At 52.9% G+C, this 26,007-nt stretch carries 28 protein-coding genes; 19 read left to right on the top strand and 9 right to left on the bottom strand.

Features of this window, described 5'->3' with window-relative positions; translation table 11 throughout:
• Positions 1 to 161 precede the first annotated feature (161 nt).
• From rsfS to lipA, 10 genes are all read left to right on the top strand, one after another.
• Positions 162 to 479, top strand: coding sequence for a ribosome silencing factor (rsfS, locus tag AC1VYI_RS18460; RefSeq protein ID WP_023334893.1), 318 nt, complete (start codon positions 162 to 164; stop codon positions 477 to 479).
• Between the two features lie 3 nt (positions 480 to 482).
• Positions 483 to 950 (top strand): 23S rRNA (pseudouridine(1915)-N(3))-methyltransferase RlmH, encoded by a 468-nt coding sequence (gene rlmH, locus AC1VYI_RS18465; protein WP_023310748.1) that lies wholly within the window; start codon positions 483 to 485, stop codon positions 948 to 950.
• 28 nt (positions 951 to 978) lie between these two features.
• Complete coding sequence (gene mrdA / locus AC1VYI_RS18470; RefSeq protein ID WP_023310747.1) at positions 979 to 2,880, top strand: peptidoglycan DD-transpeptidase MrdA; 1,902 nt, start codon at positions 979 to 981, stop codon at positions 2,878 to 2,880.
• 2 nt (positions 2,881 to 2,882) lie between these two features.
• Positions 2,883 to 3,995, top strand: coding sequence for a peptidoglycan glycosyltransferase MrdB (mrdB, locus tag AC1VYI_RS18475; protein WP_023310746.1), 1,113 nt, complete (start codon positions 2,883 to 2,885; stop codon positions 3,993 to 3,995).
• 16 nt (positions 3,996 to 4,011) lie between these two features.
• Positions 4,012 to 5,103 carry an endolytic peptidoglycan transglycosylase RlpA gene (rlpA, locus tag AC1VYI_RS18480; RefSeq protein WP_134866663.1) on the top strand — a complete coding sequence of 364 codons (1,092 nt, stop codon included), beginning with the start codon at positions 4,012 to 4,014 and terminating at the stop codon, positions 5,101 to 5,103.
• A gap of 139 nt (positions 5,104 to 5,242) precedes the next feature.
• The gene (gene dacA, locus AC1VYI_RS18485; protein ID WP_014069323.1) at positions 5,243 to 6,454 is read left to right on the top strand and encodes a D-alanyl-D-alanine carboxypeptidase DacA; all 1,212 of its coding nucleotides are present in this window, start codon (positions 5,243 to 5,245) and stop codon (positions 6,452 to 6,454) included.
• Positions 6,455 to 6,560: 106 nt separating this feature from the next.
• A complete protein-coding gene (gene ybeD, locus AC1VYI_RS18490) occupies positions 6,561 to 6,824 on the top strand; it encodes a DUF493 family protein YbeD (protein ID WP_006177135.1) in 264 nt (87 codons plus the stop codon).
• A 94-nt stretch (positions 6,825 to 6,918) separates the two neighbouring features.
• Entirely contained in the window at positions 6,919 to 7,560 is a 642-nt protein-coding gene (gene lipB, locus AC1VYI_RS18495; RefSeq protein ID WP_045402138.1) for a lipoyl(octanoyl) transferase LipB, read from the top strand.
• 291 nt (positions 7,561 to 7,851) lie between these two features.
• Entirely contained in the window at positions 7,852 to 8,805 is a 954-nt protein-coding gene (locus AC1VYI_RS18500) for a YbeF family transcriptional regulator (RefSeq protein ID WP_032665064.1), read from the top strand.
• A 207-nt stretch (positions 8,806 to 9,012) separates the two neighbouring features.
• A complete protein-coding gene (gene lipA / locus AC1VYI_RS18505; protein ID WP_013097595.1) occupies positions 9,013 to 9,978 on the top strand; it encodes a lipoyl synthase in 966 nt (321 codons plus the stop codon).
• An 82-nt stretch (positions 9,979 to 10,060) separates the two neighbouring features.
• Here lipA and tatE read toward each other — a convergent pair whose 3' ends face one another.
• Together tatE and AC1VYI_RS18515 are read right to left on the bottom strand one after the other, a co-directional pair.
• Complete coding sequence (gene tatE, locus AC1VYI_RS18510; RefSeq protein WP_023310742.1) at positions 10,061 to 10,264, bottom strand: twin-arginine translocase subunit TatE; 204 nt, start codon at positions 10,262 to 10,264, stop codon at positions 10,061 to 10,063.
• A gap of 125 nt (positions 10,265 to 10,389) precedes the next feature.
• Positions 10,390 to 11,178 carry a deaminated glutathione amidase gene (locus AC1VYI_RS18515; protein WP_134867392.1) on the bottom strand — a complete coding sequence of 263 codons (789 nt, stop codon included), beginning with the start codon at positions 11,176 to 11,178 and terminating at the stop codon, positions 10,390 to 10,392.
• Between the two features lie 67 nt (positions 11,179 to 11,245).
• Here AC1VYI_RS18515 and crcB point away from each other — a divergent pair, with 67 nt between their 5' ends.
• Complete coding sequence (gene crcB / locus AC1VYI_RS18520; protein ID WP_023310740.1) at positions 11,246 to 11,629, top strand: fluoride efflux transporter CrcB; 384 nt, start codon at positions 11,246 to 11,248, stop codon at positions 11,627 to 11,629.
• Between the two features lie 219 nt (positions 11,630 to 11,848).
• On the opposite strand, the gene cspE is transcribed toward crcB, so the two are convergent.
• Together cspE and pagP are read right to left on the bottom strand one after the other, a co-directional pair.
• Entirely contained in the window at positions 11,849 to 12,058 is a 210-nt protein-coding gene (gene cspE / locus AC1VYI_RS18525) for a transcription antiterminator/RNA stability regulator CspE (RefSeq protein ID WP_002439184.1), read from the bottom strand.
• Between the two features lie 190 nt (positions 12,059 to 12,248).
• Positions 12,249 to 12,866 carry a lipid IV(A) palmitoyltransferase PagP gene (gene pagP, locus AC1VYI_RS18530; protein WP_023310739.1) on the bottom strand — a complete coding sequence of 206 codons (618 nt, stop codon included), beginning with the start codon at positions 12,864 to 12,866 and terminating at the stop codon, positions 12,249 to 12,251.
• A gap of 392 nt (positions 12,867 to 13,258) precedes the next feature.
• Between pagP and dcuC the strand changes: the two genes are divergently transcribed.
• Together dcuC and rna are read left to right on the top strand one after the other, a co-directional pair.
• Positions 13,259 to 14,626 carry an anaerobic C4-dicarboxylate transporter DcuC gene (dcuC, locus tag AC1VYI_RS18535; RefSeq protein WP_134866664.1) on the top strand — a complete coding sequence of 456 codons (1,368 nt, stop codon included), beginning with the start codon at positions 13,259 to 13,261 and terminating at the stop codon, positions 14,624 to 14,626.
• A 94-nt stretch (positions 14,627 to 14,720) separates the two neighbouring features.
• The gene (gene rna / locus AC1VYI_RS18540; protein WP_023310736.1) at positions 14,721 to 15,530 is read left to right on the top strand and encodes a ribonuclease I; all 810 of its coding nucleotides are present in this window, start codon (positions 14,721 to 14,723) and stop codon (positions 15,528 to 15,530) included.
• On the opposite strand, the gene AC1VYI_RS18545 is transcribed toward rna, so the two are convergent.
• Complete coding sequence (locus tag AC1VYI_RS18545; RefSeq protein ID WP_023310735.1) at positions 15,524 to 16,141, bottom strand: flavin reductase family protein; 618 nt, start codon at positions 16,139 to 16,141, stop codon at positions 15,524 to 15,526. The two genes, rna and AC1VYI_RS18545, sit on opposite strands and share 7 nt — an antisense overlap.
• Positions 16,142 to 16,408: 267 nt before the next feature.
• On the opposite strand from AC1VYI_RS18545, the gene rnk reads away from it, so the two are divergent.
• Entirely contained in the window at positions 16,409 to 16,819 is a 411-nt protein-coding gene (gene rnk, locus AC1VYI_RS18550) for a nucleoside diphosphate kinase regulator (protein ID WP_134866665.1), read from the top strand.
• Positions 16,820 to 16,958: 139 nt separating this feature from the next.
• A complete protein-coding gene (yldA, locus tag AC1VYI_RS18555; protein ID WP_023310733.1) occupies positions 16,959 to 17,048 on the top strand; it encodes a small membrane protein YldA in 90 nt (29 codons plus the stop codon).
• 8 nt (positions 17,049 to 17,056) lie between these two features.
• On the opposite strand, the gene AC1VYI_RS18560 is transcribed toward yldA, so the two are convergent.
• A complete protein-coding gene (locus AC1VYI_RS18560; protein ID WP_032661072.1) occupies positions 17,057 to 18,295 on the bottom strand; it encodes a zinc-dependent alcohol dehydrogenase in 1,239 nt (412 codons plus the stop codon).
• 180 nt (positions 18,296 to 18,475) lie between these two features.
• On the opposite strand from AC1VYI_RS18560, the gene uspG reads away from it, so the two are divergent.
• Entirely contained in the window at positions 18,476 to 18,904 is a 429-nt protein-coding gene (uspG, locus tag AC1VYI_RS18565) for a universal stress protein UspG (RefSeq protein WP_023310731.1), read from the top strand.
• Between the two features lie 60 nt (positions 18,905 to 18,964).
• On the opposite strand, the gene ahpF is transcribed toward uspG, so the two are convergent.
• Positions 18,965 to 20,530, bottom strand: a complete 1,566-nt coding sequence (gene ahpF, locus AC1VYI_RS18570) for an alkyl hydroperoxide reductase subunit F (RefSeq protein WP_134866666.1) — start codon at positions 20,528 to 20,530, stop codon at positions 18,965 to 18,967.
• 187 nt (positions 20,531 to 20,717) lie between these two features.
• On the bottom strand, positions 20,718 to 21,281 hold the full coding sequence (ahpC, locus tag AC1VYI_RS18575) for an alkyl hydroperoxide reductase subunit C (RefSeq protein WP_008501015.1): 564 nt from the start codon (positions 21,279 to 21,281) through the stop codon (positions 20,718 to 20,720).
• Positions 21,282 to 21,904: 623 nt separating this feature from the next.
• Here ahpC and citR point away from each other — a divergent pair.
• The 3 genes from citR to AC1VYI_RS18590 all read left to right on the top strand — a co-directional run bounded on the left by citR (position 21,905) and on the right by AC1VYI_RS18590 (position 24,725).
• Positions 21,905 to 22,804, top strand: a complete 900-nt coding sequence (citR, locus tag AC1VYI_RS18580; RefSeq protein WP_045356570.1) for a DNA-binding transcriptional repressor CitR — start codon at positions 21,905 to 21,907, stop codon at positions 22,802 to 22,804.
• Between the two features lie 86 nt (positions 22,805 to 22,890).
• The gene (locus AC1VYI_RS18585) at positions 22,891 to 24,114 is read left to right on the top strand and encodes a phosphoadenosine phosphosulfate reductase (protein ID WP_134866667.1); all 1,224 of its coding nucleotides are present in this window, start codon (positions 22,891 to 22,893) and stop codon (positions 24,112 to 24,114) included.
• Positions 24,099 to 24,725 carry an IbrB-like domain-containing protein gene (locus AC1VYI_RS18590; RefSeq protein WP_045356561.1) on the top strand — a complete coding sequence of 209 codons (627 nt, stop codon included), beginning with the start codon at positions 24,099 to 24,101 and terminating at the stop codon, positions 24,723 to 24,725. The genes AC1VYI_RS18585 and AC1VYI_RS18590 overlap by 16 nt, the downstream gene beginning before the upstream one ends.
• Here the strand turns inward: AC1VYI_RS18590 and AC1VYI_RS18595 are convergent, their stop codons facing one another.
• Positions 24,726 to 25,886 (bottom strand): pyridoxal phosphate-dependent aminotransferase, encoded by a 1,161-nt coding sequence (locus AC1VYI_RS18595; protein ID WP_134866668.1) that lies wholly within the window; start codon positions 25,884 to 25,886, stop codon positions 24,726 to 24,728. It abuts the gene before it with no gap.
• Positions 25,887 to 26,007 lie beyond the last annotated feature (121 nt).

Consider the following 26,007-nt stretch of genomic DNA (forward strand, 5'->3'; position numbering starts at 1 on the left):
GTTTTACAAAAATGGCAATGCAATCTCAGGCGGAGGGTGGGATGATACCCGCCTTCAAAAGCCCGGCCGGAGACATTTGTCCCGACGCAGGCGTGAGTTCAGGTATACTGTCTGGCTACGAATTCAAAGTTTTACAATCTCATTCACCCCAGGGGGAAAACTTGCAGGGTAAAGCACTCCAGGATTTTGTTATTGACAAAATTGATGACCTGAAAGGTCAGGACATCATCGCTATCGACGTTAAGGGTAAATCCAGTATTACCGACTGCATGATCATCTGCACCGGTACATCGACGCGTCATGTTGTTTCAATTGCCGATCACGTGGTTCAGGAATCGCGTGCAGCAGGGCTGTTACCGCTGGGTGTTGAAGGTGAAGCGACGGCTGACTGGGTGGTAGTCGACCTCGGCGATGTGATTGTCCACGTCATGCAGGACGAGAGCCGTCGCCTGTATGAGCTGGAAAAACTCTGGGGTTAATGCGTGAAGTTACAGCTGGTCGCCGTCGGCACCAAAATGCCGGACTGGGTACAAACCGGTTTTACTGAATATCTGCGTCGTTTTCCAAAAGACATGCCGTTCGAGCTGGTGGAAATTCCCGCCGGTAAGCGCGGCAAGAACGCTGATATCAAACGTATTCTCGATAAAGAGGGCGAACTGATGCTGGCTGCCGCAGGCAAAAACCGCATCGTCACCCTCGATATTCCAGGTAAACCCTGGGATACGCCGCAGCTGGCGCAAGAACTGGAGCGCTGGAAGCAGGATGGTCGTGACGTCAGTCTGTTGATTGGCGGACCAGAAGGGTTATCCCCTGCCTGCAAAGCGGCGGCTGAACAAAGTTGGTCTCTCTCCGCGCTGACGCTTCCCCACCCGCTCGTTCGGGTACTGGTGGCAGAAAGCCTGTATCGCGCGTGGAGCATTACTACCAACCACCCCTATCACCGCGAGTAATGACTGACCAGGGTAGATTAAGCAGCGGATGAAACTACAGAATTCTTTTCGCGACTATACGGCTGAGTCCGCGCTGTTTGTGCGCCGGGCGCTGGTCGCCTTTACCGGGATTTTGCTGCTTACCGGCGTGCTGATCGCCAACCTCTATAATCTGCAAATTGTCCGCTTTACCGACTACCAGACGCGTTCAAACGAAAACCGCATTAAGCTGGTGCCTATCGCACCCAGCCGCGGCATTATTTACGATCGTAACGGCACACCGCTGGCGTTGAACCGCACCATCTATCAAATCGAGATGATGCCGGAAAAAGTCGATAATGTTCAGGATACGCTGGAAGCGCTGAAAAGCGTTGTCGACCTTAACGATGACGATATCGCGGCCTTCAAAAAAGAGCGCGCCCGCTCTCACCGCTTCACCTCGATTCCGGTTAAAACCAATCTTACGGAAGTCCAGGTGGCCCGCTTTGCGGTGAATCAGTACCGTTTCCCCGGCGTGGAAGTGAAGGGATATAAGCGTCGCTACTATCCCTACGGCTCCGCGCTGACGCATGTGATTGGCTACGTTTCCAAGATTAACGACAAAGACGTCGACCGCCTTGATAAAGACGGCAAGCTGGCCAACTACGCTGCTACGCACGATATCGGTAAGCTGGGGATCGAACGTTACTACGAAGACGTTCTGCACGGACAAACCGGCTATGAAGAGGTTGAAGTTAACAACCGCGGCCGCGTGATCCGCCAGCTGAAAGAAGTGCCGCCTCAGGCGGGGCATGACGTCTATCTGACGCTCGACCTCAAACTTCAGCAGTATATCGAAACCCTGCTGGCGGGTAGCCGTGCAGCCGTTGTGGTCACCGATCCTCGTACCGGCGGTATCCTGGCAATGGTCTCCATGCCTAGCTATGACCCGAACCTCTTTGTTGACGGCATTTCCAGTAAAGACTATTCCGGTCTGCTGAATGACCCGAACACGCCGCTGGTGAACCGCGCTACGCAAGGGGTTTACCCGCCGGCATCAACGGTTAAACCGTACGTGGCGGTCTCTGCGCTGAGTGCTGGCGTCATCAACCGTAATACCAGCCTGTTTGACCCGGGCTGGTGGCAGCTGCCGGGTTCAGACAAGCGCTATCGTGACTGGAAAAAATGGGGCCACGGTCATCTGAACGTCACCAAATCGCTGGAGGAGTCTGCGGATACCTTCTTCTATCAGGTGGCGTATGACATGGGTATCGACCGTCTGTCAGAGTGGATGAGCAAATTCGGCTACGGGCATTACACCGGCGTGGACCTTTCAGAAGAACGTTCTGGTAACATGCCAACGCGTGAATGGAAGCTGAAGCGCTTTAAAAAACCGTGGTATCAGGGTGATACCATTCCGGTGGGTATCGGCCAGGGTTACTGGACGGCAACGCCGATTCAGATGAACAAAGCCATGATGATCCTCATCAATGACGGCGTGGTAAAAGTGCCTCATCTGCTGCAGAGCACTGTTGAAGACGGCAAAAAAGTGCCGTGGAATCAGCCGCACGAGGCCCCGGTGGGTGACATCCATTCCGGCTTCTGGGAAATTGCTAAAGACGGTATGTACGGCGTGGCAAACCGCCCGAACGGGACCGCGCACAAGTACTTCGCCGGTACGCCGTATAAAGTGGCCGCAAAGTCCGGTACCGCGCAGGTGTTTGGTCTGAAAGCCAACGAAACCTATAACGCGCACCGCATTGCTGAACGTCTGCGTGACCATAAGCTGATGACGGCGTTTGCCCCTTATGATAACCCGCAGGTCGCGGTGGCGATGATTCTGGAGAACGGCGGTGCCGGGCCAGCAGTAGGGACCATCATGCGCCAGATCCTTGACCACATTATGCTGGGTGATAACAACACCGAACTGCCGGCTGAAAACCCGGCCGCCGCTGCGGCGGAGGACCAATAATCATGACGGATAATCCAAATAAAAAATCGCTGTGGGATAAAATCCACATCGACCCAGCCATGCTGCTGATCCTGCTGGCTCTGCTGGTGTACAGCGCCCTGGTTATCTGGAGCGCCAGCGGCCAGGACATCGGCATGATGGAGCGCAAAATCGGCCAGATTGCCATGGGTCTGATCATCATGGTGGTGATGGCGCAAATCCCGCCGCGCGTCTACGAAGGCTGGGCGCCCTACCTCTACATCTTCTGTATTATTTTGCTGGTTGCGGTAGATGCGTTTGGCGCCATTTCAAAAGGGGCGCAGCGCTGGCTGGATCTGGGCGTTGTCCGCTTCCAGCCTTCGGAAATTGCCAAAATCGCCGTTCCATTGATGGTGGCACGCTTTATCAACCGTGACGTCTGTCCGCCGTCGCTGAAAAATACCGCCATCGCGCTGGTGCTGATTTTCCTGCCGACGCTGCTGGTTGCGGCACAGCCTGACCTCGGTACCTCAATCCTTATCGCCCTCTCCGGCCTGTTTGTCCTTTTCCTGTCAGGACTGAGCTGGCGCCTGATTGGTATCGCGGTGGTGCTGATTGCGGCGTTCATTCCTATCCTCTGGTTCTTCCTGATGCATGATTACCAGCGCCAGCGCGTCATGATGCTGCTCGATCCGGAAACCGATCCGCTGGGCGCGGGCTATCATATTATTCAGTCCAAGATTGCGATTGGCTCCGGCGGCCTGCGCGGTAAAGGCTGGCTGCACGGCACGCAGTCGCAGCTGGAGTTTTTACCGGAACGCCACACCGACTTTATCTTTGCGGTACTGGCGGAAGAGCTGGGGCTGGTTGGCATCTTAATATTGCTGGCGCTGTACGTCCTGCTGATCATGCGGGGATTGTGGATTGCAGCGCGCGCGCAAACCACCTTTGGTCGCGTCATGGCCGGCGGGTTGATGCTGATTTTATTCGTTTATGTCTTCGTAAATATTGGTATGGTGAGTGGTATTCTGCCGGTGGTAGGCGTACCGCTGCCGCTGGTGAGTTACGGAGGCTCGGCACTGATCGTGTTGATGGCCGGGTTTGGTATCGTGATGTCGATCCATACCCACAGAAAAATGTTGTCAAAAAGCGTATAAAAATAAGGGGATCGGAATGCGTAAGCAGTGGCTGGGGATCTGCATCGCGGCAAGTTTACTTGCGGCCTGCACAAGTGATGATGGTCAGCAACAGGCAACCGTCGCGCCGCCGCAGCCTGCGGTGTGTAATGGCCCGATCGTTGAAATCAGCGGTGCCGATCCCGTTTATGAACCGCTGAATGCCAGTGCCAATCAGGATTACGAGCGCGATGGCAAAAGCTATAAAATTGTTCAGGATCCTTCCCGTTTCAGTCAGGCAGGCTTTGCCGCCATTTATGATGCCGAGCCAGGAAGTAATCTGACGGCTTCCGGGGAAGCGTTCGACCCAATGCAGCTGACGGCGGCACACCCGACGCTGCCGATCCCGAGCTACGCCCGTATCACCAACCTGGCGAATGGCCGTATGATCGTCGTGCGGATAAACGACCGTGGACCTTACGGGAATGACCGGGTGATTTCCCTGTCCCGCGCGTCTGCCGATCGCCTGAACACCTCGAACAACACCAAAGTCCGTATTGATCCGATTATCGTCGCACAGGATGGTTCGCTCTCCGGGCCGGGTACCGCGTGTACGACGGTGGCAAAACAGACCTATGCCCTTCCTGACCGCCCAAATCTTGACGGCGGAATGGGAAGCGTCTCATCTCCGGCAGAGCCTGCTCAGCCGGGGGGAGAAATTCGCCCGATCAGCAATGACACGCTGCAAAGCGAGGATTCTACCGGCGCGCCGGTAAAGAGTAGCGGCTTTCTTGGCGCACCGACGACCTTAGCCTCGGGCGTGCTGGAAGGCAGTGAGCCGACTCCGGCCCCTGCTCCCGTTGCTGCGCCAGCGACCCAGCCGGCTCCCGTAACGGCGGCAGCGGCGGCTCCAGCAGCGGCCAGCGGCAGCTATGTGGTTCAGGTAGGCGCAGTGAGCGATCAGGCCCGGGCCAAGCAGTACCAACAGCGTCTGAGCCAGCAGTTTGGCGTACCGGGACGCGTTGAGCAGAACGGCGCGGTCTGGCGCATTCAGATGGGGCCGTTTGCCAGCAAATCGCAGGCCGCATCCCTGCAGCAGCGTCTGCAGAATGAAGCTCAACTTCAGTCATTTATCGCTGTTGCAAAATAATTAACCGGCGGTATCCGAATTGTCAGTTAGTGTAAAACACATTCACAAACTCATGCTTAAAGTCGGATGCCTGCCTGAATAGCATTTGCTATAGTAAGGCACTTTTTTTAATTCCATCACGGATGTCGTAGTTCTGACCATGAAGACCACTTTTTCTGCTCGTTTTGTGCAGCGCATGGCGCTGACCACGGCCCTTTGCGCTGCTGCGCTCTCTGCAGCTCACGCCGATGACCTGAATATCAAGACCATGATCCCTGGCGTTCCGCAAATCGACGCGGAATCCTACATCCTGATCGATTACAACTCTGGCAAAGTGCTGGCAGAACAGAATGCCGATGCCCGCCGTGACCCGGCCAGCCTGACCAAAATGATGACCAGCTACGTTATCGGCCAGGCGATGAAGGCAGGTAAATTCAAAGAATCGGATCTGGTCACCATCGGTAACGATGCGTGGGCAACCGGGAACCCTGTTTTCAAAGGTTCCTCTCTGATGTTCCTGAAGCCGGGTATGCAGGTTCCTGTTTCCCAGCTGATTCGCGGTATCAACCTGCAGTCTGGTAACGATGCCTGCGTGGCGATGGCCGATTTCGCCGCCGGTAGCCAGGATGCCTTTGTGGGCCTGATGAACAGCTACGTTACCGCGCTGGGTCTGAAAAACAGCCATTTCCAGACCGTACACGGCCTGGACGCAGACGGTCAGTACAGCTCCGCACGTGATATGGCCCTGATTGGTCAGGCGCTGATCCGCGATGTACCTAACGAATACTCTATCTATAAAGAGAAAGAGTTCACCTTCAACGGTATTCGTCAGACCAACCGTAACGGCCTGCTGTGGGATAACAGCCTGAACGTTGACGGCATCAAAACTGGCCACACCGACAAAGCGGGCTACAACCTGGTGGCCTCTGCCACTGAAGGTCAGATGCGTCTGATCTCTGCCGTGATGGGCGGCCGCACCTTTAAAGGTCGTGAAACAGAAAGCAAGAAACTGCTGACCTGGGGCTTCCGCTTCTTCGAAACCGTGAATCCACTGAAAGCAGGCAAAGAGTTTGCGTCTGAACCCGTCTGGTTCGGCGACAACGACCGTGCTTCACTCGGCGTTGATAAAGACCTCTACCTGACCATTCCACGCGGTCGCATGAAGGATCTGAAAGCCAGCTACGTGCTGAACAGCACCGAGCTGCATGCCCCGCTGCAGAAAAACCAGGTTGTGGGCACGATCAACTTCCAGCTGGATGGAAAAACGATCGATCAGCGTCCGCTGGTTGTCCTGCAGGAAATTCCTGAAGGCAATTTCTTCGGCAAAATCATTGATTACATTAAATTGATGTTCCACCACTGGTTTGGTTAAAAATTGAACACTTGAAAGTGTGATTTTGATCCCCATATACTAAGTATCCTGATAACTCCCACCTGACGTGGGAGTTATTATTTTTTGACGTTACGCCGGAGCTGACATGAAAACCAAACTTAACGAACTGCTTGAATTCCCTACCTCATTTACCTACAAAGTAATGGGTCTGGCGAAACCTGAGCTGGTTGATCAGGTGGTTGAAGTGGTACAGCGCCATGCGCCGGGTGACTACTCTCCGTCAGTAAAACCAAGCAGCAAGGGCAACTACCACTCTGTCTCTATTACCATCACTGCGACACACATTGAGCAGGTTGAAACGCTGTACGAAGAGCTCGGCAATATCGAAATTGTTCGTATGGTGCTGTAGTCCCTTTGCGGTTACCCGGTTTGCCGGGTAACCCCTCTCCCCGCTGTGATATACTCCCCCACATCTTTTGTCCCTCGTCTTCGGAGACGCAGTTTTGTATCAGGATAAAATTCTGGTCCGTCACCTCGGCCTGCAACCTTATGAGCCTGTCTCCCAGGCTATGCATGACTTCACCGATTCACGCGATGACAGCACCCCGGATGAAATCTGGCTGGTCGAACACCTGCCGGTATTTACGCAGGGCCAGGCGGGTAAAGCAGAGCATTTGTTAATGACGGGAGATATCCCGGTTATTCAGAGCGATCGCGGCGGTCAGGTCACTTATCATGGGCCCGGACAGCAGGTGATGTACGTCCTGCTCAATCTGAAACGCAGAAAGCTTGGCGTACGTGAACTGGTTACCTTACTGGAACAAACTGTCGTCAACACGCTGGCGGAATATGGTATTGACGCGCATCCACGCGCCGATGCGCCAGGCGTTTACGTTGGGGAAATGAAGATCTGCTCCCTGGGGCTGCGTATTCGTAAAGGCTGCTCATTCCATGGCCTGGCCTTGAATATTAATATGGACCTCGCGCCTTTCCAACGCATTAACCCCTGCGGCTATGCCGGCATGGAAATGACGCAGGTACGCCAGTGGGTTGAAACCGCTACGCCAGAAACTATTCGTCCAGTGCTTTTAAAGCAGATGTTAGCGCTACTTAACAATCCCCCATACGAATATATCCCTGCTTAATACATCATACAACATGGCTCGATAATTTGGCGGGCCACTGTTTATTTACCGCTTTTGCACTTTACAATAATCCACAGATTCTATATTTTCGAAGCGCCCGAATATTACCGCCACATATTATTTAGCCTCCAGCAAGCACGGCAAACACGGCATAAGTAACGTGAGCAATAATCACTCAACTGTTTGTTTTTGATAAACAAGTGAAACAAAACCAACACTTTACGAATCTCTACAAGCATAATAAATAAATTCAACTATCATTCATATTGTGAATGTATACGGAGTGAAAGCGTGGAGTATAATAATTTACCAGCCAAACGACTGAATGAACCCGGTGGCGAAGACAAGCCACAAATTTTTCGGACTTTACGTAATATTGATCTCAATTTACTGACTATTTTTGAGGCGGTATATGTCCATAAGGGTATCGTTAACGCTGCGAAAATTCTTAATCTCACGCCATCAGCAATAAGCCAGTCAATCCAAAAGCTTCGCGCTATATTTCCTGACCCATTATTTATCCGCAAGGGCCAGGGGGTAACGCCGACGGCTTACGCCACGCATCTCCATGAGTACATCAGTCAGGGGCTGGAGTCGATTCTGGGCGCGCTGGATTTAACCGGAAGCTATGATAAGCAGCGAACCATCACCATCGGCTGTTCCCCTTCTGTAGGGGTGCTGGTGATGCCGGCGATCTTCCAGGCCGTGAAAGAACATGCTCCGCAGCTCCTGCTTCGCAACGTGCCTCTCAATGAACCAGACATTCAGCTTGCCCAGTTCCAGACGGACCTGATTATTGAAAGCGGCAGCTTCAGTGCCAGAGCGCTGGGGCAAAATGTGCTTTATGCGGATAACCTGGTATTGGTTTGCCGCCAGCAGCATCCTGCTCTTAGCGAGCCGTTAACCATCGAAAACCTGCGCAACTACGATCACTCATCTTTCATGACCGAAGGGCAATCCAATCACGCACTTCGTCAGCGTATTGATGAAATTTTCCCGGAACGTCAGATCAGCTTCAGTAGTTACAATATGTTTACCACCGCATCCCTGATCGGCAGCAGCGACATGCTGTGCGTTATGCCATCACGCCTGTACAGTCTGCTACAAAAATGCTGGCCGCTGGAAAGCATCCCGCTCAGTCAGCTTAATGCGGAATCTATCGAGATTTCACTGCATTATAACAAGCTGAGTTTGCGCGATCCGGTCCTGGAAAACGTCATCCGCATTATCCGTCAGGCCTTCTGACAGGTTTAGCCAGTACAAGTCCCTGCAACCCGCAGGGCAAAAGGCACAAAACAACAACTATTTTACAAATTGGCGATCTGGCAGGCTGCTTTAACGACCGTTTCAATGATATACTGCCTGTCGTTCGTTCAAAAATAGTTGATAAATACAACATTCCCTTGAATTGAAACGCTTTCCTTCGATATTCGCAACTGGAACACGCACGCTATGAGTAAACCCATTGTGATGGAACGCGGTGTTAAATACCGCGATGCCGATAAAATGGCCCTTATCCCGGTTAAAAACGTGGCTACAGAGCGCGAGGCGCTGTTAAGAAAACCGGAATGGATGAAAATCAAACTTCCGGCCGACTCTTCGCGTATCCAGGGGATCAAAGCGGCGATGCGCAAGAATGGCCTTCACTCCGTCTGTGAAGAAGCCTCTTGCCCGAACCTTGCTGAATGTTTCAATCATGGTACCGCGACGTTTATGATTCTGGGTGCTATCTGTACCCGCCGCTGCCCGTTCTGCGATGTTGCTCATGGACGTCCAGTCGCGCCTGATGCTAACGAACCCCAGAAACTGGCGCAGACCATCGCCGACATGGCGCTGCGTTATGTGGTTATCACGTCCGTTGACCGTGACGACCTGCGTGACGGTGGTGCTCAGCACTTCGCCGACTGCATTACGGCCATTCGCGAGAAAAGCCCTAACATCAAAATCGAGACGCTGGTGCCTGACTTCCGTGGTCGTATGGACCGTGCGCTGGATATCCTGACCGCAACGCCGCCAGATGTGTTTAACCACAACCTGGAGAACGTGCCGCGTCTTTACCGTCAGGTCCGTCCGGGCGCTGACTACAACTGGTCCCTGAAGCTGCTGGAGCGTTTCAAAGAAGCGCATCCGCATATTCCGACCAAGTCTGGTCTGATGGTGGGTCTGGGTGAAACCAATGATGAAATCATCGAGGTGATGCGCGATCTTCGCCGCCACGGTGTGACCATGTTGACCCTCGGACAGTATCTGCAGCCAAGCCGTCACCACCTGCCGGTACAGCGCTACGTGAGCCCGGACGAATTCGATGAAATGAAAGCCGAAGCGATGGCGATGGGCTTCACCCATGCTGCCTGCGGCCCATTCGTTCGCTCCTCATACCATGCCGATATGCAGGCTAAAGGCGAAGAAGTTAAATAATGCTGTAATATTCATTTACAGTAATACAAAAAAACCGGCCTCATGAGCCGGTTTTTTTTTCGCAAGCCCTCAGGCGTTGCTGTCACTCTTTGTGAGAAAGCTTGTCTGCCGGGACGTCATCCTCGGCGCTTTTCTTCGCCGCTGCATCATCATCGTTCATCGCTTTCTTAAAGCCTTTGATGGCAGCCCCCAGGTCACCACCCAGCGTGCGTAACTTCTTGGTACCAAACAGCAGGACGACCAGTGCGGCAACCACCAGCAGTTTGGTAATACTAATCTCACCCATAGATACCTTCTTTACTTAAAACAGGCTGCATTCAGCGCCAAAACCTGACTGTATTAACGGTCATTTAGCGCGTGCACACAATAGCAATCTGTAACAAGGTGAATCAAGCATTGTTGAAAAAAACATCACAATAATTGCGGTGGCGCAAACCGACGATTGCGAAGAACGGGTAATTGCTGACGCGCAAGCGCAATTCTCTCTAAGTTTATCTCCGCCACCAGCAAATGCGGGGCTTCAGCGGCGGCGGCGATCGTCACCCCCAGCGGATCAACCACCCTGCTTTGCCCGATGTTTTTCGTGCCACATTCTCCTGCGGCAACGACATAGCAGGTTGTATCCAGCGCGCGCGCCGCAAGCAGCGTTGCCCAGTGGTGCTCTTTTAACGGCCCTCTGACCCACGCGGCAGGGAGTACCAGCACGTCCGCCCCCTGCAGCGCCAGATGCAGCGCCAGCTCGGGAAAACGCAGGTCATAGCACGTCATCAGCCCGATCTTAAATCCGTCAATCTCCAGCAGCGGAGGGAGCTCGTCTCCGGGGTCAACGCGACGCGACTCCTGGATGCTGAACGCATCATAGAGGTGAAGCTTGGCGTAGCGTGCGACGATGGTCCCGTTACGAATCACCACCAGCGTATTGACTGCTCGACCCGGCGTGGAGGGAACATGGATCGTTAAGATCGTCGTCATCGTATTGCCCGCGCTTTGGGCGAGCAATTGCTGTAAGAATTCGCCATCCAGCGGCTGCGCGGACTTCACGGATAAATCCGGGTCATTATCGTCCCTGGCCAGCAGCGCCTCGGGGAGAACCAACAGCGACGCGCCTTTCTGCCGGGCCTGCATCATCAGTTCGACGCATGTTCTCGTATTCTCATGCCAGTCAGGCGTGACGGCAAACTGCCCTACCGCTACATACATATTTGTCCCCTCATCATAAACGGCGTTAAACTCGCTACTCTTACACATCAAATAGCAGGTATTTAGCGTGTTACAACTACTTTTAGCCGTTTTTATTGGTGGGGGAACGGGTAGCGTTGCGCGATGGTTTCTGAGTATGCGGTTTAACCCCCTGCATCAGGCGATTCCCATGGGGACGCTTGCCGCTAACCTGATTGGTGCCTTTATCATCGGCATGGGGCTGGCCTGGTTTAACCGAATGACGCACATTGACCCAATGTGGAAGGTATTGATTACCACCGGATTCTGCGGCGGTTTGACCACCTTCTCAACCTTTTCTGCGGAAACGGTTTTTCTCTTTCAGGAAGGCCGCATTGGCTGGGCGCTGATGAATATGGCGATCAATATGTTCGGCTCGTTTGCGATGACGGGGATCGCATTTTGGCTATTTTCTTCCGCAAGCGCGCATTAACAGCCGAACCGTTAATGTTGGCTTAATTTTTCTCTGTCACTCTGAATGCAATACTGAACGAGGGTGACAGAATGAAACAGAGTCTGATGAGCGCAGGAATGGTATTGTTGAGCGTGCTGATCGTAGCCAGCTTCCTGAAAATGTATCTGCTTGGCTGATTCAAAACGAAAAAAACCCGCTCAATGAGCGGGTTTTGAAATTCTTGCTGACGCGTCTGAATTACAGAGCGATTACGTTAGCAGCAGAAGGGCCTTTGGCACCGTTAGTGATTTCGAACTCTACACGCTGACCTTCAGCCAGAGTTTTGAAACCATTAGACTGGATTGCAGAGAAGTGTACGAACACGTCTTTGCTGCCATCTTCAGGAGTAATGAAACCGAATCCTTTGGACTCATTAAACCACTTAACGTTACCTTTAATCTTAGACATCAAAATTACCTTTACATTAAAAAACGACACAAATGCTGTGTCGGTTATCAGTACATCAATTGTGGGACCTTTTGTCCAGCGGATCTTTGATAAAAAGTGACTAAAGTCGCGTTAATTTTCACTGACAGATTTTTATCGCTTATGAATCAACAACTGCGCGTTTTATCACCAGTATGTAACGTTTTGTCAGTTAAAACTGAAAACGCATCCAGGCGAAGTAAACGTTACCGTTGTTGTACGTACCCGGGATGTAGGTCATCTGGAACGTTGCGGGACCATAGCCAATAGAGGCCAAAGGCAGTAGGACCGGGATCGGAATATAGTTCCAGTTGTCACGTGCAGTGACCCCGGCGGTATAGCCCAAACCGACGTGGAAGTTCTCGTCCGCTAGCGGACGCCAGGTTTTCTCCCAACCATACCCCCCGATCGGTTCCCATTTATTAAACGAGTCTTTGAAGGCCATCAGATAGATGCCATGCCAGTTTCCCTTTTCATCCCAGCGCGACTGGCCAAAACCCGCGCCCCACGGACGCTCGTTGTATTTATCGGTTTTCTCTTTGTCATAAGCAAAACGCGCATGCCACGTTATTGCCGGGACATAGAGATCATAATGTTCAGGTGCCGTCCATGTCTGGGAAACATTATCCGTAAAGGTTGAGAACCAGCCTTTATCCGTCGCGTTGCCTTCTGCCTGTGCAACAGAAGAAAACGTTAACTGCCCAAAAATAAACAAAAAAATAGAGAAAAATGTATTACGTACGATCACAATGCAATTACCATTCTTAGTATTCGAGGCAAAGTTTACCATAAAATAGTTGAATCAAGGCTTAACGACATCAGCGTTATTCCTAATTATTCGGGCTCTTTCCGGGAATATTCTTAAAGAAAGCGAGAGATACGTGCAAATAAGCCCACAAGGGGTGTGACTTTCACATTACTCTTTGTTAATCAGCAACATGCAAAACCATACAAAACATTAACAATTTGTTATCATTAATGGGACATGTTGCGCTATTTCTGGCGGTCAAGGGCCACATGACATAAATGTACGGGCCATGGCAAAACACGGTTGTTCGGTTCTCTAGTCGTCTGTTTATTGATTTTAATCAGCAAGAACAGGCCAATTATTCGGCACATTTTCATCCTTCTTTTTTTTATTGATTTTTTGTGCTCCATAGCAGCAGAGATACAGGGGAAATCATGCTTACGTTATTCGAACTCCTTATTGGAGTCGTCGTCATTGTCGGGGTCGCACGCTACATCATTAAAGGCTACTCGGCCACGGGCGTATTATTTGTCGGCGGTCTAACGCTGCTGATTATCAGCGCAATAATGGGGCACCAGGTGTTACCTGCCAGCGCGACCAGCACCGGTTACACTGCTACAGATATTGTTGAATATATTAAAATATTGCTCATGAGCCGCGGCGGCGATCTGGGTATGATGATCATGATGCTGTGCGGTTTTGCAGCCTACATGACCCACATCGGCGCCAACGACATGGTCGTTAAGCTTGCCTCTAAACCCCTGCAATACATTAACTCGCCGTATCTACTAATGGTCGCCGCCTATTTCCTCGCCTGCCTCATGTCGCTGGCCGTTTCGTCAGCTACCGGACTTGGCGTACTTCTCATGGCGACGCTGTTCCCGGTCATGGTGAACGTCGGTATCAGCCGCGGCGCGGCCGCGGCAATTTGCGCGTCTCCGGCAGCGATTATTCTCTCCCCGACCTCCGGCGACGTTGTGCTTGCAGCAAAGGCGGCGGAGATGTCACTCATCGACTTCGCCTTTAAAACCACGTTACCGATCTCGATCGTTGCCATCGTGGGCATGGGGATCGCACATTTCTTCTGGCAGCGCTATCTCGATAAGAAAGAAAACATCAGCCATGAAATGATGTACGTGAGTGAAATCACCACGACCGCTCCTGCGTTTTATGCCATTCTGCCGTTCACCCCGATAGTCGGAGTGCTGATTTTTGACGGCAAATGGGGTCCACAGCTGCACATCATCACCATTCTGGTCATCTGTATGCTGCTGGCCGCCGTGCTGGAGTTTGTGCGCGGTTTTAACACGCAAAAAGTCTTCTCGGGTCTGGAAGTGGCGTATCGCGGTATGGCGGATGCCTTCGCTGGCGTGGTGATCCTGCTGGTTGCTGCGGGCGTTTTTGCCCAAGGTCTGAGCACGATCGGCTTTATCCAGAGCCTGATTTCTATCGCCACCTCGTTCGGCTCGGCCAGTATTATCCTGATGCTGGTTCTGGTGGTGCTCACCATGCTGGCGGCGATGACCACCGGGTCCGGTAATGCGCCTTTCTACGCTTTCGTTGAGATGATCCCGAAACTGGCTCACTCCTCCGGTATTAACCCGGCCTACCTCTCCATTCCCATGCTGCAGGCGTCAAACCTCGGCCGGACCATTTCGCCGGTGTCGGGTGTGGTCGTCGCCGTTGCCGGGATGGCGAAAATCTCGCCATTCGAAGTCGTCAAACGCACTTCAGTGCCCGTTATAGTTGGTCTGATTATCGTGATTATCGCCACGGAAGTGCTGGTACCCGGCGCGGCCTAAGCTAAATTATGGATATCCAAAAAGCGCCTGCGGGCGCTTTTTGTGCTTTAATAACTTCCAGAAATAAATCGTGCTCATTCGATCAGGAAATCATATGTTCAGGAAGGATATCGTCATCCCGTCTGGCGCAATGGCGCTTTCTCTCTGTCTCTTCTCCGCGCAGGCGGAACCGCTGAAGGCAACACAGTATGGCGATTTCGATCGCTATGTGCTGGCTCTGTCCTGGCAAACCGGGTTTTGCCAGAGCATGGTCGAGCGCAACCGCAATGAACCTGACGAATGTCGCCTGCAAAAAGAGCGCGATAATAAAGCCGATTTTCTGACCGTCCACGGTCTATGGCCTGGCCTGCCAAAATCTATTGCCGCACGCGGCGTGGATGAACGTCGATGGATGCGTTTTGGCTGCGCCACGCGCCCGATTCCGAACATGCCGGAAGTGAAGGCCAGCCGCAAATGCGATGCCGCCGAAACTGGACTCTCGCTTTCTGCTGCAGCTAAGCTCAACGACGTCATGCCGGGTGCTGGCGGTAATTCCTGCCTGGAACGTTACGAATATGCCAAACATGGCGTCTGCTTTGGTTTCGATCCGGATGCCTATTTCGGCACGATGGTGCGGATGAATCAGGAAGTAAAAAACAGCGCGGTCGGTAAATTCCTCGCCGATAATTACGGGAAAACCATCAATCGCAGCGACTTTGACAGTGCCGTTGCCAAAAGCTGGGGCAAGGAGAACATCAAAGCGATCAAGTTGACCTGCAACGGCAATCCGGCGTATCTGACCGAGATGCAGATTTCGCTTAAGGCGGATACCATTAACAACCCGCTTTCTGCGGCGTCATTTGTACCGCAGCCACATCCTGGTAACTGCGGAAAACAGTTCGTGATTGATAAAGCCGGTTACTGATCCGCGCCCGGGCGCACCATATCAAACCGGTTTTCATCACTGATGCCATAATACGCCGTCGGCCCACCCGCACGCAGGATGGGCTGCGCTTTAGCCGTCTGGTATATCCCCTCTTCCAGCAGCGTTTCGGCAATATGGATACCGACCACCTCCCCCAGCACCAGCCACGTATCGACCGGTGTGCCGTCGGCACCGGTAAGCTGAATGCACTGCGACAGGCGGCACTCAAAGTTCACCGGGCTTTCGGCGACGCGGGGCGCGTTAACCAGCTGGCTCGCCGCTGGCGTTAGCCCGGCAAAGCTAAATTCATCCCGATCGTGGGGAAGCATCGCAGAGGTTTGGTTCATCGCCTGCGCGAGATCGCGCGTCGCCAGGTTCCAGACAAATTCCTTTGTTTCGGTAATATTACGCACGCTGTCCTTCCAGCCGTTGCTGGAAAAGCCGATGATCGGCGGGCGATAGTTAAAGCAGTTAAAGAAGCTGTACGGTGCGAGATTCAGCTGACCGGCCTTATCGCATGACGAGATCCAGCCGATCGGACGTGGACCAATAATGGCGTTCAGCGGATCGTGCGGCAGGCCGTGACCCTGAGACGGTTGGTAGAAGTACATAATTCTCTCTCGTTGGTGGGCTGACGCGAATTGCGCTTCGCGCAACGCCCGGGTTCAGGACTCTCAGCGTAACGTATTCCGTCGGGAATGAAGACTGAATAAATTTCAGCGAAAATTCATATGGACCATGAATGTGACCTTCATCACTTCAAACTTACGCGCTCAGCCAGTATCATCGGGAGAGTTAAACCCTCGCTGCCAGACGGCGAGGGTTTTCTTTTGGATTGGTTTCTGCGTTACACGCAGCATTAACGACATGGAGTAAAAATGTCCAGACCTACAATTATCATCAACGAGCTCGACGCAGAACGTATCGACAGGCTGCTGGAAAAAGCAGAGTTTGCCTCACTTCCCGTGGCCGACGCCCTGAATGAGGAGCTCGACCGGGCACAGATGTGCACGCCTGAGACGATGCCGCATGACGTGGTCACCATGAACAGCCAGGTAAAATTCCGCAACCTGACCACCGGTGAAGAGCTGACCCGCACGCTGGTTTACCCGGCTCAGATGACCGACAGCAGCGCACAGCTTCCTGTTCTTGCGCCTGTGGGTGCCGCACTGCTGGGCCTGCGCACGGGCGATACCATCCACTGGGAATTGCCGGGCGGCGCCTCTGCCCATCTTGAAGTGCTGGCGTTGCTCTACCAGCCAGAAGCCGCGGGCGATTACCTGCGTTAACCACTTCTGAACAAGCGCCCACCCGCTTTGCACAGAGGATGCAACCGCATCCTCTTTCCGTAAATTCACCCCATTTTCTTATATCGCGCAAAAAGCCCTTAATCCACGCTTAATCTGTTTTGGTGCCGTGGGGACGGTCATGAGTGAGATACTGGCTATCACACTTATTTTTCTGATTATTGCGGCGATTATCGTCTTGGCCGTGCTTTATCTTGAACGCCACAGCTAGGCGAGTATTCATGCAACCCCACCGGGGAAAGCATTCACCAGGCCCTTAACTTTCTGCTCTGCGGCCTCGGGCGTTTCTGCGCCAGGGACCAGAATCACCTTCCGGCACTCCTCCTCCCGTTTTTCGAACACCTTATAGGCGCGTTCCGCATCAGCAAGGGGAAGATAATGGGTCACGATCTCTTCCGGCGTAAGCAGCCCTTTTTCGATCAGCGGTAGCAGTTCACCCAGCCAGGCATGGACGTGGGTCTGGCCCATCTTGAACGTCAGCCCCTTATCAAAGGCATCGCCAAACAGAAATCCATGAATAAACCCGGCGTACACGCCGGGTACGCTAACTACGCCACCGCGTCGAACGGCAGCAATGCACTGCCGCAGCGCTTTGCCGCTGCTACCTTCAATTTTAAGATTGCTGAGGATCGTTTCGGTGGTGCTGCCTTTCGCTTCGAACCCTACCGCATCAATCACGGCGTCAACGCCGCGCTGGCCAGCGGTTTGCTCGATGATTTTTTCCGCTGCGTCGTTATCATCATCAAAGTTGATGGGAATTGCGCCGTAACGCGCCTCGGCAAATCGCAAACGGTACGGGTGGTGATCGATAACAAAGATCTGCTCAGCCCCTAACAGCCGCGCGCAGGCAATAGTCAGTAGCCCCACCGGCCCGGCGCCGAAAACCGCAACGCTTGAGCCTTTTTCAATCTGCGCATTTTTTGCCGCCTGCCAGGCCGTGGGCAAAATATCGGACAGGAACAGCGCCTTATCATCGGAAAGAAGTTGCGGGACCTTAAACGGCCCGACGTTGCCTTTTGGCACGCGGACATATTCCGCCTGTCCCCCCGGCACGCCGCCGTAGAGATGGCTGTAGCCAAACAGCGCGGCCGGCGCGGGAATTTGCTTTTTGTTCAGCGCGGCGCCCTGCCCGGCATTGGTATTCTCACAGGCCGCGTATTGCTGCAGACGGCAGAAGAAACAGTCTCCGCAGGCAATGACAAAGGGGATCACCACGCGATCGCCTTTTTGCAAATTCTTCACCTCTGCGCCGCACTCGACGATTTCCCCCATAAACTCATGGCCAAAAATGTCGCCGTGCTGCACCTTCGGGATCTTTCCGCGATAGAGATGCAAATCGGAGCCGCAGATCGCCGTGGCCGTGACGCGCAAAATGATATCGTCGGGCTGCTCGATAATGGGATCGGGGACATTCTCGACGCGAACATGGTGCGGACCGTGATACGTAAGTGCTTTCATGCGACCTCCGAAAGGTTCCAGGTAAGTGTATAAGGGTAGCTACCGCTCAAGGTCTGCCCCGTAATATGGGCCTTTTGAGATTTATCCTGGCGAGATAAGAAAACTGACGGGGCGCTTACAGAAACCATTTATTTTTTATGGTTGAATGAGTTCAGCGTTTATAAACAAGGAGAAACGGGTATGTATCAGAGAATCATTATGCCGGTTGATGTTTTTGAGATGGAGCTGAGCGACAAGGCCGTTCGCCATGCGGAGTTCCTGGCGCAGCAGGACGGTGTTATCCATCTTTTACACGTACTGCCGGGCTCCGCCAGCCTGAGCCTGCACCGCTTTGCCGCCGACGTGCGTCGCTTCGAGGAGCATTTGCAGCATGAAGCGGAAACTCGTCTGCAAACCATGGTCAGCCACTTCAGCATCGACCCTTCTCGCATCAAAACGCACGTCAGATTCGGCAGCGTACGCGATGCGGTAAACGAACTGGCGAACGAGCTGAAAGCAGACGTGGTGGTCATCGGTTCGCGCAACCCTTCCATTACCACGCATCTGCTGGGATCTAACGCCTCCAGCGTGATCCGCCACACCCATATACCGGTGATGGTCGTAAGATAAAAAAAGAGGCCACCTTTCGGTGGCCTCTCGCTATTGCAGGTGTAGCCTTACTTTCTTCTGTTATGCGGTTTTGGTGCGAATCAGGTAGTCAAAGGAACTCAGAGACGCCTTCGCCCCTTCGCCCGTGGCGATAATGATCTGTTTGTACGGCACGGTGGTGCAGTCGCCCGCCGCAAACACGCCTTTCACGCTGGTTTCACATTTCGCATCGATGATGATTTCGCCCATGCGGTTGCGCTCAATCGAGCCTTCCAGCCAGGTGGTATTTGGCAGCAGACCAATCTGCACGAAGATCCCTGACAGCTGAACGCTGTGCACGTCGCCGCTCACGCGGTCGCGATATTCCAGGCCGGTCACTTTGCTGCCGTCGCCCTTCACTTCCGTGGTCTGCGCGTTCAGTACGATGTCGACGTTTTTCAGGCTGCGAACTTTATCCTGCAGTACCTGGTCGGCCTTCATCTCTGGAGCGAACTCCAGAAGGGTAACGTGCTCAACAATCCCCGCCAGGTCGATAGCCGCTTCCACGCCCGAGTTACCGCCGCCGATCACCGCCACGCGTTTACCTTTAAACAGCGGGCCATCACAGTGCGGACAGTAGGTCACGCCTTTGGTACGGTACTGATCTTCGCCCGGAACGTTCATGTTGCGCCATTTCGCGCCGGTGGCAATGATAATGCTGCGCGCTTTCAGCACCGCGCCGGATGCGGTTTCAATCTGGTGTAAACCACCCTCGGCCGCGGCCGGAACCAGCTTGCTGGCGCTCTGGCTGTCGATCACGTCTACGTCATAGTCGCTGACGTGCGCCTTCAGCGCCCCTGCCAGCTTCTGACCTTCGGTCTTCGGCACGGAAATGTAGTTTTCGATGTCCACGGTATCGAGCACCTGGCCGCCAAAGCGTTCACCCATCAGGCCGGTACGAATACCTTTACGCGCGGAGTACACCGCTGCCGCCGCGCCCGCAGGACCGGAACCGACGATCAGCACGTCGTAAGCATCGCGTTTGTTCAGCTCTTCCGCCGCACGTTTTTCAGCACCGGTATCCACTTTGGCTACGATTTCGGTCAGCGTCATACGGCCCTGGCCGAACTCTTTGCCGTTCATGTAGACCGCCGGAACGCCCATCACGTTGCGTTCGGTGATTTCATTCTGGAAGGTACCGCCGTCAATCGCCGTGTGCTTGATGCGCGGGTTCAGGACCGACATCAGGTTCAGCGCCTGCACCACGTCCGGGCAGTTGTGGCAGGAGAGCGAGTAATAGGTTTCAAATTCGAAATCACCGTCGATATCGCGGATCTGCTCCAGCAGCGCCTGCGCTTCTTTTGACGGATGACCACCGGTCCACAACAGTGCCAGCACCAGTGAGGTAAATTCGTGACCCAGCGGCGAGCCGGCAAAGCGCGGTCCCTGGTCGGAGCCTGGGTTGGTTATCAGGAAAGAGGGCTTACGGACCGGCAGCGCGTTGTCTTCTTTGAAGGTCACTTTCGGCGACAGCTCGGCGATTTCCGCCAGCAGTTCCTTGATCTCTGCCGATTTGGCGCTGTCGTCCAGCGTGGCAATCAGCTCAACGGGTTTGGTCAGTTTCTCAAGGTAGGCCTTGAGCTGGGTTTTCATGTTAGTGTCGAGCATTGTTCTTCCCTCTCTTAAGACGTCATCATGCAAGCTGCCTTATACGGGCGGCCTGAATGCAACTTGCATCATGGTGCTGGAATGAAATGGGCGCGGGTGCGCCCATTGATTGCCGGGTGGCACTTTGTTTACCCGGCCTACGATACTGTAGGCCTGTGCAAGCGCAGCGCCGCCAGGCTTTACAGACTTAGATCTTGCCAACCAGGTCCAGGGATGGAGCCAGCGTCGCTTCGCCTTCTTTCCATTTCGCCGGGCATACTTCGCCTGGGTGAGAAGCCACGTACTGAGCGGCTTTCACTTTACGCAGCAGGTCAGAAGCATCACGGCCGATACCTTCAGCGGTAACTTCGATAGCCTGGATAATGCCCTGCGGGTCAACAACGAAGGTGGCGCGGTCAGCCAGGCCTTCATCTTCACGCATGTTGTCGAAGTTACGGGTCAGGGCGCCAGTCGGGTCGCCGATCATCGCGTATTTGATTTTCGCGATGGTTTCAGAGCTGCTGTGCCATGCTTTGTGGGTGAAGTGGGTATCGGTAGAGACAGAGTAAACGTCTACGCCCAGCTTCTGCAGTTCGTCGTAATGGTCTGCCACGTCACCCAGTTCAGTCGGGCAAACGAAGGTAAAGTCAGCCGGATAGAAGAAGAAGACGCTCCAGCGGCCTTCGGTATCTTTCTCGGTAACTTCGATGAACTCACCGTTTTTGAACGCCTGGTTTTTGAAAGGTTTAATTTTGGTGTTAATCAAAGACATCTGTACTTCCTCCGTGTTTTCGTTGAGATGTAAGGTAACCAACTTTATTCATCGGGGCTAATGCGTATGCTTTATCAAATCAATCAGCCAAACCTTACAACGTCGAAAAGACAACAAGGTGAACCTTTTACAGGAAAGCCTAAAAGTAAAAAGGCCGCCTCAACGGGCGGCCCTGATACCTGAATTCCCCGCAGGTACATTCAGTGCCAGCCGAAACTGGCGTTGCGTTGCGCTCTACAACCCTTTATATCAAGGCGGTAACAGCCTTTTGATTACACCACCCGCGCAGGGATTGAGCAATCCATAAGAGAGGTATTCCTGCCTATGGCTGTGATAGGTTGCGTCGAACATCATTCCGGAGCGTTATAGATTTATTTTTATTATAAAACTATCGCGATATATAAATGGCAATTGTCATTTAAAATGATCACTCCCTTTTCTACAATAAAGTGATCTCAATCGCCTTCGAAGCGCTATTTCAATAATCTGCCACCGTGATATATTAAGATGTTTTTAATTTAAAACTAAGAGAATTAACCGAAAGAATTATAAATGGTTAGCCTCAAACTATTGTTACCAGTTATATGATAACCACAGCAAACGCAGCACCCTCAGGACGAAATATGGCAAACCTCTATGACCTTAAAAAATTCGATCTTAATCTGTTAGTCATTTTCGAGTGCATTTACCAGCACCTTAGTATCAGTAAAGCCGCCGAGACGCTGTATATCACACCCTCTGCCGTGAGCCAGTCACTGCAGCGTCTGAGAGGGCAACTCAACGATCCTCTGTTTATCCGTTCCGGTAAAGGGATCACGCCCACGACCGTCGGCGTCAATCTGCATCATCATCTGGAACAGAACCTGAACCAGCTGGAGCAGACTATCAATATCATGCACAGCAGCGGGTTGAAGAAGAACTTTGTCATTTATTGCCCGCATTTTATGAGTATGAAAGCAACGCTTGACCCTATAAAATTGCTGATGGAAAACCATAACTATTCAATTGAATTACATGATGTTTTTCTTTCGTCTGATTCAGCAGAAGATCTCTTAGCCTACAGAAGAGCCGACCTGATATTTTCATTTTCTTCTTCTAACAATCATTCTGTCGCCTGTAGCCTCTACCATAAACTTCCTTTCGTCCTCGTTTGTCGTGAGGGCCATCCCCGTCTCAGTGAAAATCCCACGCGTGAAGAGATCCTGAATGAAAACTTCACGGCCTACCTGAACGATGAGAACAGCTTCAAAGACTATCAGGAAAAGGCCGAAAGCCTGTTAACCAAAAGAAATATCGTCTATCGTAGCGACTCTTTTATATCCCTTCTGTCGGTGATCGGTTCGTCCGATCTCATAGGATTAGTACCTGCGCCGGCCTTCGAACAATATGGGCCAGCCCTCAACCTGCGAAGAGTGGAAACTGACATTCAATTCCCCAGCATTGATATTTACATGATGTACAACCGTTCCGCGCTCAATAGCTCGGCATTCGCGAGTTTTATTGAAGAGATATCATTACCGTAGCATATCTAATTAAAATTGACTGATATAATCCTCTCATTAGCATTGACGCTACAGTCAGGTATTTATCCCTCAGGATGAGAATAAGCATGTCACTTTATAAATACTCTTTAAATCAGGATGTTCTTACTGCTGCTCGGGAGCGAATAAAATGGACTCTCGAAAACTTTCCCAAAACCTGTGTTTCTTTTTCAGGAGGTAAAGACTCCACCATTATGCTGCATCTGGTTGCCCAACAGGCGCGACTGATGAAAATCAAAATAGATGTGCTCTTTATCGACTGGGAAGCGCAGTTTTCCCATACCATTACCCATGTGGAACATATGCGCGAGTTGTACAGCGATGTCATCGACCATTTCTGGTGGGTCGCGCTTCCCCTGACAACGCAAAATTCACTGTCACAATTCCAGCCGGAATGGCAATGCTGGGAACCCGGCACCCGATGGGTCCGCCAGCCTCCTGACGATGCGATAACCGATCCCGCTTTTTTTTCCTTCTACCAGCCAGGCATGACGTTTGAAACCTTTGTCCGCAGTTTCTCCGACTGGTTCTCCTGCAATCGCCCGGCGGCAATACTGATTGGCATCCGCGCCGATGAGTCTTACAACCGTTTTCTGGCTATCGCGTCGGCGCGTAAACAGCGGTTTGCCGACGATAAACCCTGGACAACCGTCGCACCGGGAGGACATGCCTGGTATATCTACCCTCTCTACGACTGGAAAACCGCCGATATATGGACCTGGTTCGCCAAATCAGGGTGTTGCTATAACCCACTCTATGACCTGATGTTTCAGGCTGGCGTGCCGCTACGCTACATGCGGATTTGTGAACCCTTTGGTCCTGAACAGCGTCAGGGATTATGGCTCTACCACGTTGTTGAGCCCGATCGCTGGGCGGCCATGTGTGAGCGCGTGAGCGGTGCGCGCAGCGGGGGGATGTACGCCGGACACGATAACCATTTTTATGGTCACCGAAAAATTCTGAAACCCGAACACCTCTGCTGGCGGGAATATGCCATGTTGCTCCTCGACAGCATGCCGCAACATACGGCTGAGCATTATCGCAATAAACTCGCCATTTATCTGCACTGGTATCAGAAGAGAGGCCTGGAGGATATTCCCGATACGCAGGACGGTGATATCGGAGCCAAAGACATTCCCTCATGGCGCCGTATTTGCAAGGTTCTCCTGAATAACGACTACTGGTGCAGGGCGCTATCGTTCAGCCCAAATAAACCCAAACATTATCAGCGCTACAGCGACAGAGTGAAGGCAAAACGCAAAGAGTGGGGCATTTTATGCGACAAAGACTAATCACCGAAATGGAAACGTACCTGCAGTCACTTTCCGAAGAGGAGCGTATTAATGCCATAAATGCTTTTCGTGAAGCAATCCATAAACACAGTCCGTTTCGTGAACAACCTATAGACTGCGTCCTCTGGATAAGACAGGACGCTATTACCGCTAACGATTACAACCCAAATAACGTTGCGCCACCAGAAAAACGGCTGCTAAGTCAGTCACTGGAGCTCGATGGATTCACCCAACCTATCGTTGTGACTGAAAGCGAACCGCACCACTACGAAATTGTGGATGGTTTTCATCGCCATGAAATTGGTAAAAATCGGGCGGCGCTGAAGCGTCAGCTCAAGGGCTATCTCCCCATCACCTGCCTGCGTCGGGATCGGCAGGATAAACATAACCGTATGGCCGCCACGATTCGTCACAACCGGGCGCGGGGTCGACACCAGATTAACGCCATGTCGGAGATCGTTCGCGAGCTGGTGCAGCTTGGCTGGAATGACGAGAGAATAAGCAGGGAACTGGGTATGGACGGCGATGAAGTCTTGCGCCTCAAGCAAATCAACGGTCTGCTGGAACTGTTTGCAGACCGTCGTTACTCAGAAGCCTGGACGGTGAAATAATCAGAGCGTGTTCAGACGCTCTGCCGCCGCCAGCAGCGTCGATTCCTGCTTCGCAAAGCAGAGACGGATCAGCTTATGCGGGAAGGGATCGGCGCAGAATACCGACAGCGGAATGGCGGCCACGCCCACCTCTTTCGTCAGCCACTGGCAGAAACGCACGTCGTCCAGATCCGATATCGCGCTGTAGTCGGCGAGCAGAAAATAGGTCCCTTCTGAGGGCAAAATCTCCAGCCGGCTTTTACTTAGCGCCGCCACAAACAGATCCCGACGTTCACGATAGAAGTGCGGCAGCTCGCGATAATGACCGGGTTCAGCGCGAAGCATATCCGCCAGCGCCAGCTGAGCCGGCGTGTTCACGGCAAAGGTCAGGTACTGGTGCACCTTGCGCAGCTCGGCGCTAATGGCGGCCGGTGCGACGCAGTAGCCCACTTTCCAGCCGGTCATATGGTAAGTCTTACCAAATGACGAGACGGCGATAGCGCGCTCGCGAAGCTGCGGATGGGCCAGCACGCTGGCGTGTCCTTCTTCTGCAAAGCAGATGTGCTCGTAGACTTCATCGCTGAGCACGTAAATTTCACGTTCTGCAATCGCCTGCCACAGCGCGGCGAAATCGGCTTTCTGCCACACCGTTGCCGACGGGTTGTGCGGGGTATTCAGGATCACCAGGCGGGTTTTGTCGCTCAGCAGCGCGGCAAACGCCTGCCAGTCAGGGCGAAAGTGCGGCGGCTGAAGCGCCACGCGTTTCACTACGCCGCCGGAGAGTTCAACCGCAGGCGCATAGCTGTCGTAGCTCGGGTCAAAGCAGATAACTTCATCGCCAGCACGCACCAGCGCGGTGATGGCCGCATACAGCGCTTCGGTCGCCCCTGCCGTCACCGTAATGTCGGTGTTCGCATCGGGCTTATGGTCGTACAGCTCCGCCGTTTTATCCGCAATGGCTTCCCGCAGCGCCTGCACGCCCGTCATCGGCGCATACTGATTCGCCCCCTGCGCCACGTGGTACGCCAGACGCTCCTGCAAATAGGTAGGACCATCGAAATCCGGGAAGCCCTGAGAAAGGTTAATGGCGTTGTGCTGCTGCGCCAGAGCGCTCATCTGCGTAAAGATGGTAGTACCGAGATTGGGAAGTTTACTCTGCGGAATCAAAGCGTTATTGCTCATCGTGTCGTGCCTGCTTGTAATACTTATGTTGCTGCCACTATAACACGATGTTAGTCTTTGGCAATCAAGACGCTTAGACGTCTAAACCATATGAATATTCCTGACCGCGAGGGTAAAAGGA

Source organism: Enterobacter sp. QK-SA4 (assembly GCF_056856775.1).

Coding starts and splice junctions, on each gene's coding strand:
- ahpF (WP_134866666.1), bottom strand. CDS start 20,530: ATGCTCGACACTAACATGAAAACCCAGCTCAAGGCCTACCTTGAGAAA.
- yldA (WP_023310733.1), top strand. CDS start 16,959: ATGAGTGAGATACTGGCTATCACACTTATTTTTCTGATTATTGCGGCG.
- AC1VYI_RS18560 (WP_032661072.1), bottom strand. CDS start 18,295: ATGAAAGCACTTACGTATCACGGTCCGCACCATGTTCGCGTCGAGAAT.
- citR (WP_045356570.1), top strand. CDS start 21,905: ATGGCAAACCTCTATGACCTTAAAAAATTCGATCTTAATCTGTTAGTC.
- ybeD (WP_006177135.1), top strand. CDS start 6,561: ATGAAAACCAAACTTAACGAACTGCTTGAATTCCCTACCTCATTTACC.
- uspG (WP_023310731.1), top strand. CDS start 18,476: ATGTATCAGAGAATCATTATGCCGGTTGATGTTTTTGAGATGGAGCTG.
- AC1VYI_RS18595 (WP_134866668.1), bottom strand. CDS start 25,886: ATGAGCAATAACGCTTTGATTCCGCAGAGTAAACTTCCCAATCTCGGT.
- AC1VYI_RS18545 (WP_023310735.1), bottom strand. CDS start 16,141: ATGTACTTCTACCAACCGTCTCAGGGTCACGGCCTGCCGCACGATCCG.
- ahpC (WP_008501015.1), bottom strand. CDS start 21,281: ATGTCTTTGATTAACACCAAAATTAAACCTTTCAAAAACCAGGCGTTC.
- rlpA (WP_134866663.1), top strand. CDS start 4,012: ATGCGTAAGCAGTGGCTGGGGATCTGCATCGCGGCAAGTTTACTTGCG.
- rnk (WP_134866665.1), top strand. CDS start 16,409: ATGTCCAGACCTACAATTATCATCAACGAGCTCGACGCAGAACGTATC.
- mrdA (WP_023310747.1), top strand. CDS start 979: ATGAAACTACAGAATTCTTTTCGCGACTATACGGCTGAGTCCGCGCTG.
- dcuC (WP_134866664.1), top strand. CDS start 13,259: ATGCTTACGTTATTCGAACTCCTTATTGGAGTCGTCGTCATTGTCGGG.
- lipA (WP_013097595.1), top strand. CDS start 9,013: ATGAGTAAACCCATTGTGATGGAACGCGGTGTTAAATACCGCGATGCC.
- tatE (WP_023310742.1), bottom strand. CDS start 10,264: ATGGGTGAGATTAGTATTACCAAACTGCTGGTGGTTGCCGCACTGGTC.
- AC1VYI_RS18585 (WP_134866667.1), top strand. CDS start 22,891: ATGTCACTTTATAAATACTCTTTAAATCAGGATGTTCTTACTGCTGCT.
- AC1VYI_RS18515 (WP_134867392.1), bottom strand. CDS start 11,178: ATGTATGTAGCGGTAGGGCAGTTTGCCGTCACGCCTGACTGGCATGAG.
- dacA (WP_014069323.1), top strand. CDS start 5,243: ATGAAGACCACTTTTTCTGCTCGTTTTGTGCAGCGCATGGCGCTGACC.
- mrdB (WP_023310746.1), top strand. CDS start 2,883: ATGACGGATAATCCAAATAAAAAATCGCTGTGGGATAAAATCCACATC.
- cspE (WP_002439184.1), bottom strand. CDS start 12,058: ATGTCTAAGATTAAAGGTAACGTTAAGTGGTTTAATGAGTCCAAAGGA.
- pagP (WP_023310739.1), bottom strand. CDS start 12,866: ATGGTAAACTTTGCCTCGAATACTAAGAATGGTAATTGCATTGTGATC.
- AC1VYI_RS18590 (WP_045356561.1), top strand. CDS start 24,099: ATGCGACAAAGACTAATCACCGAAATGGAAACGTACCTGCAGTCACTT.
- rna (WP_023310736.1), top strand. CDS start 14,721: ATGTTCAGGAAGGATATCGTCATCCCGTCTGGCGCAATGGCGCTTTCT.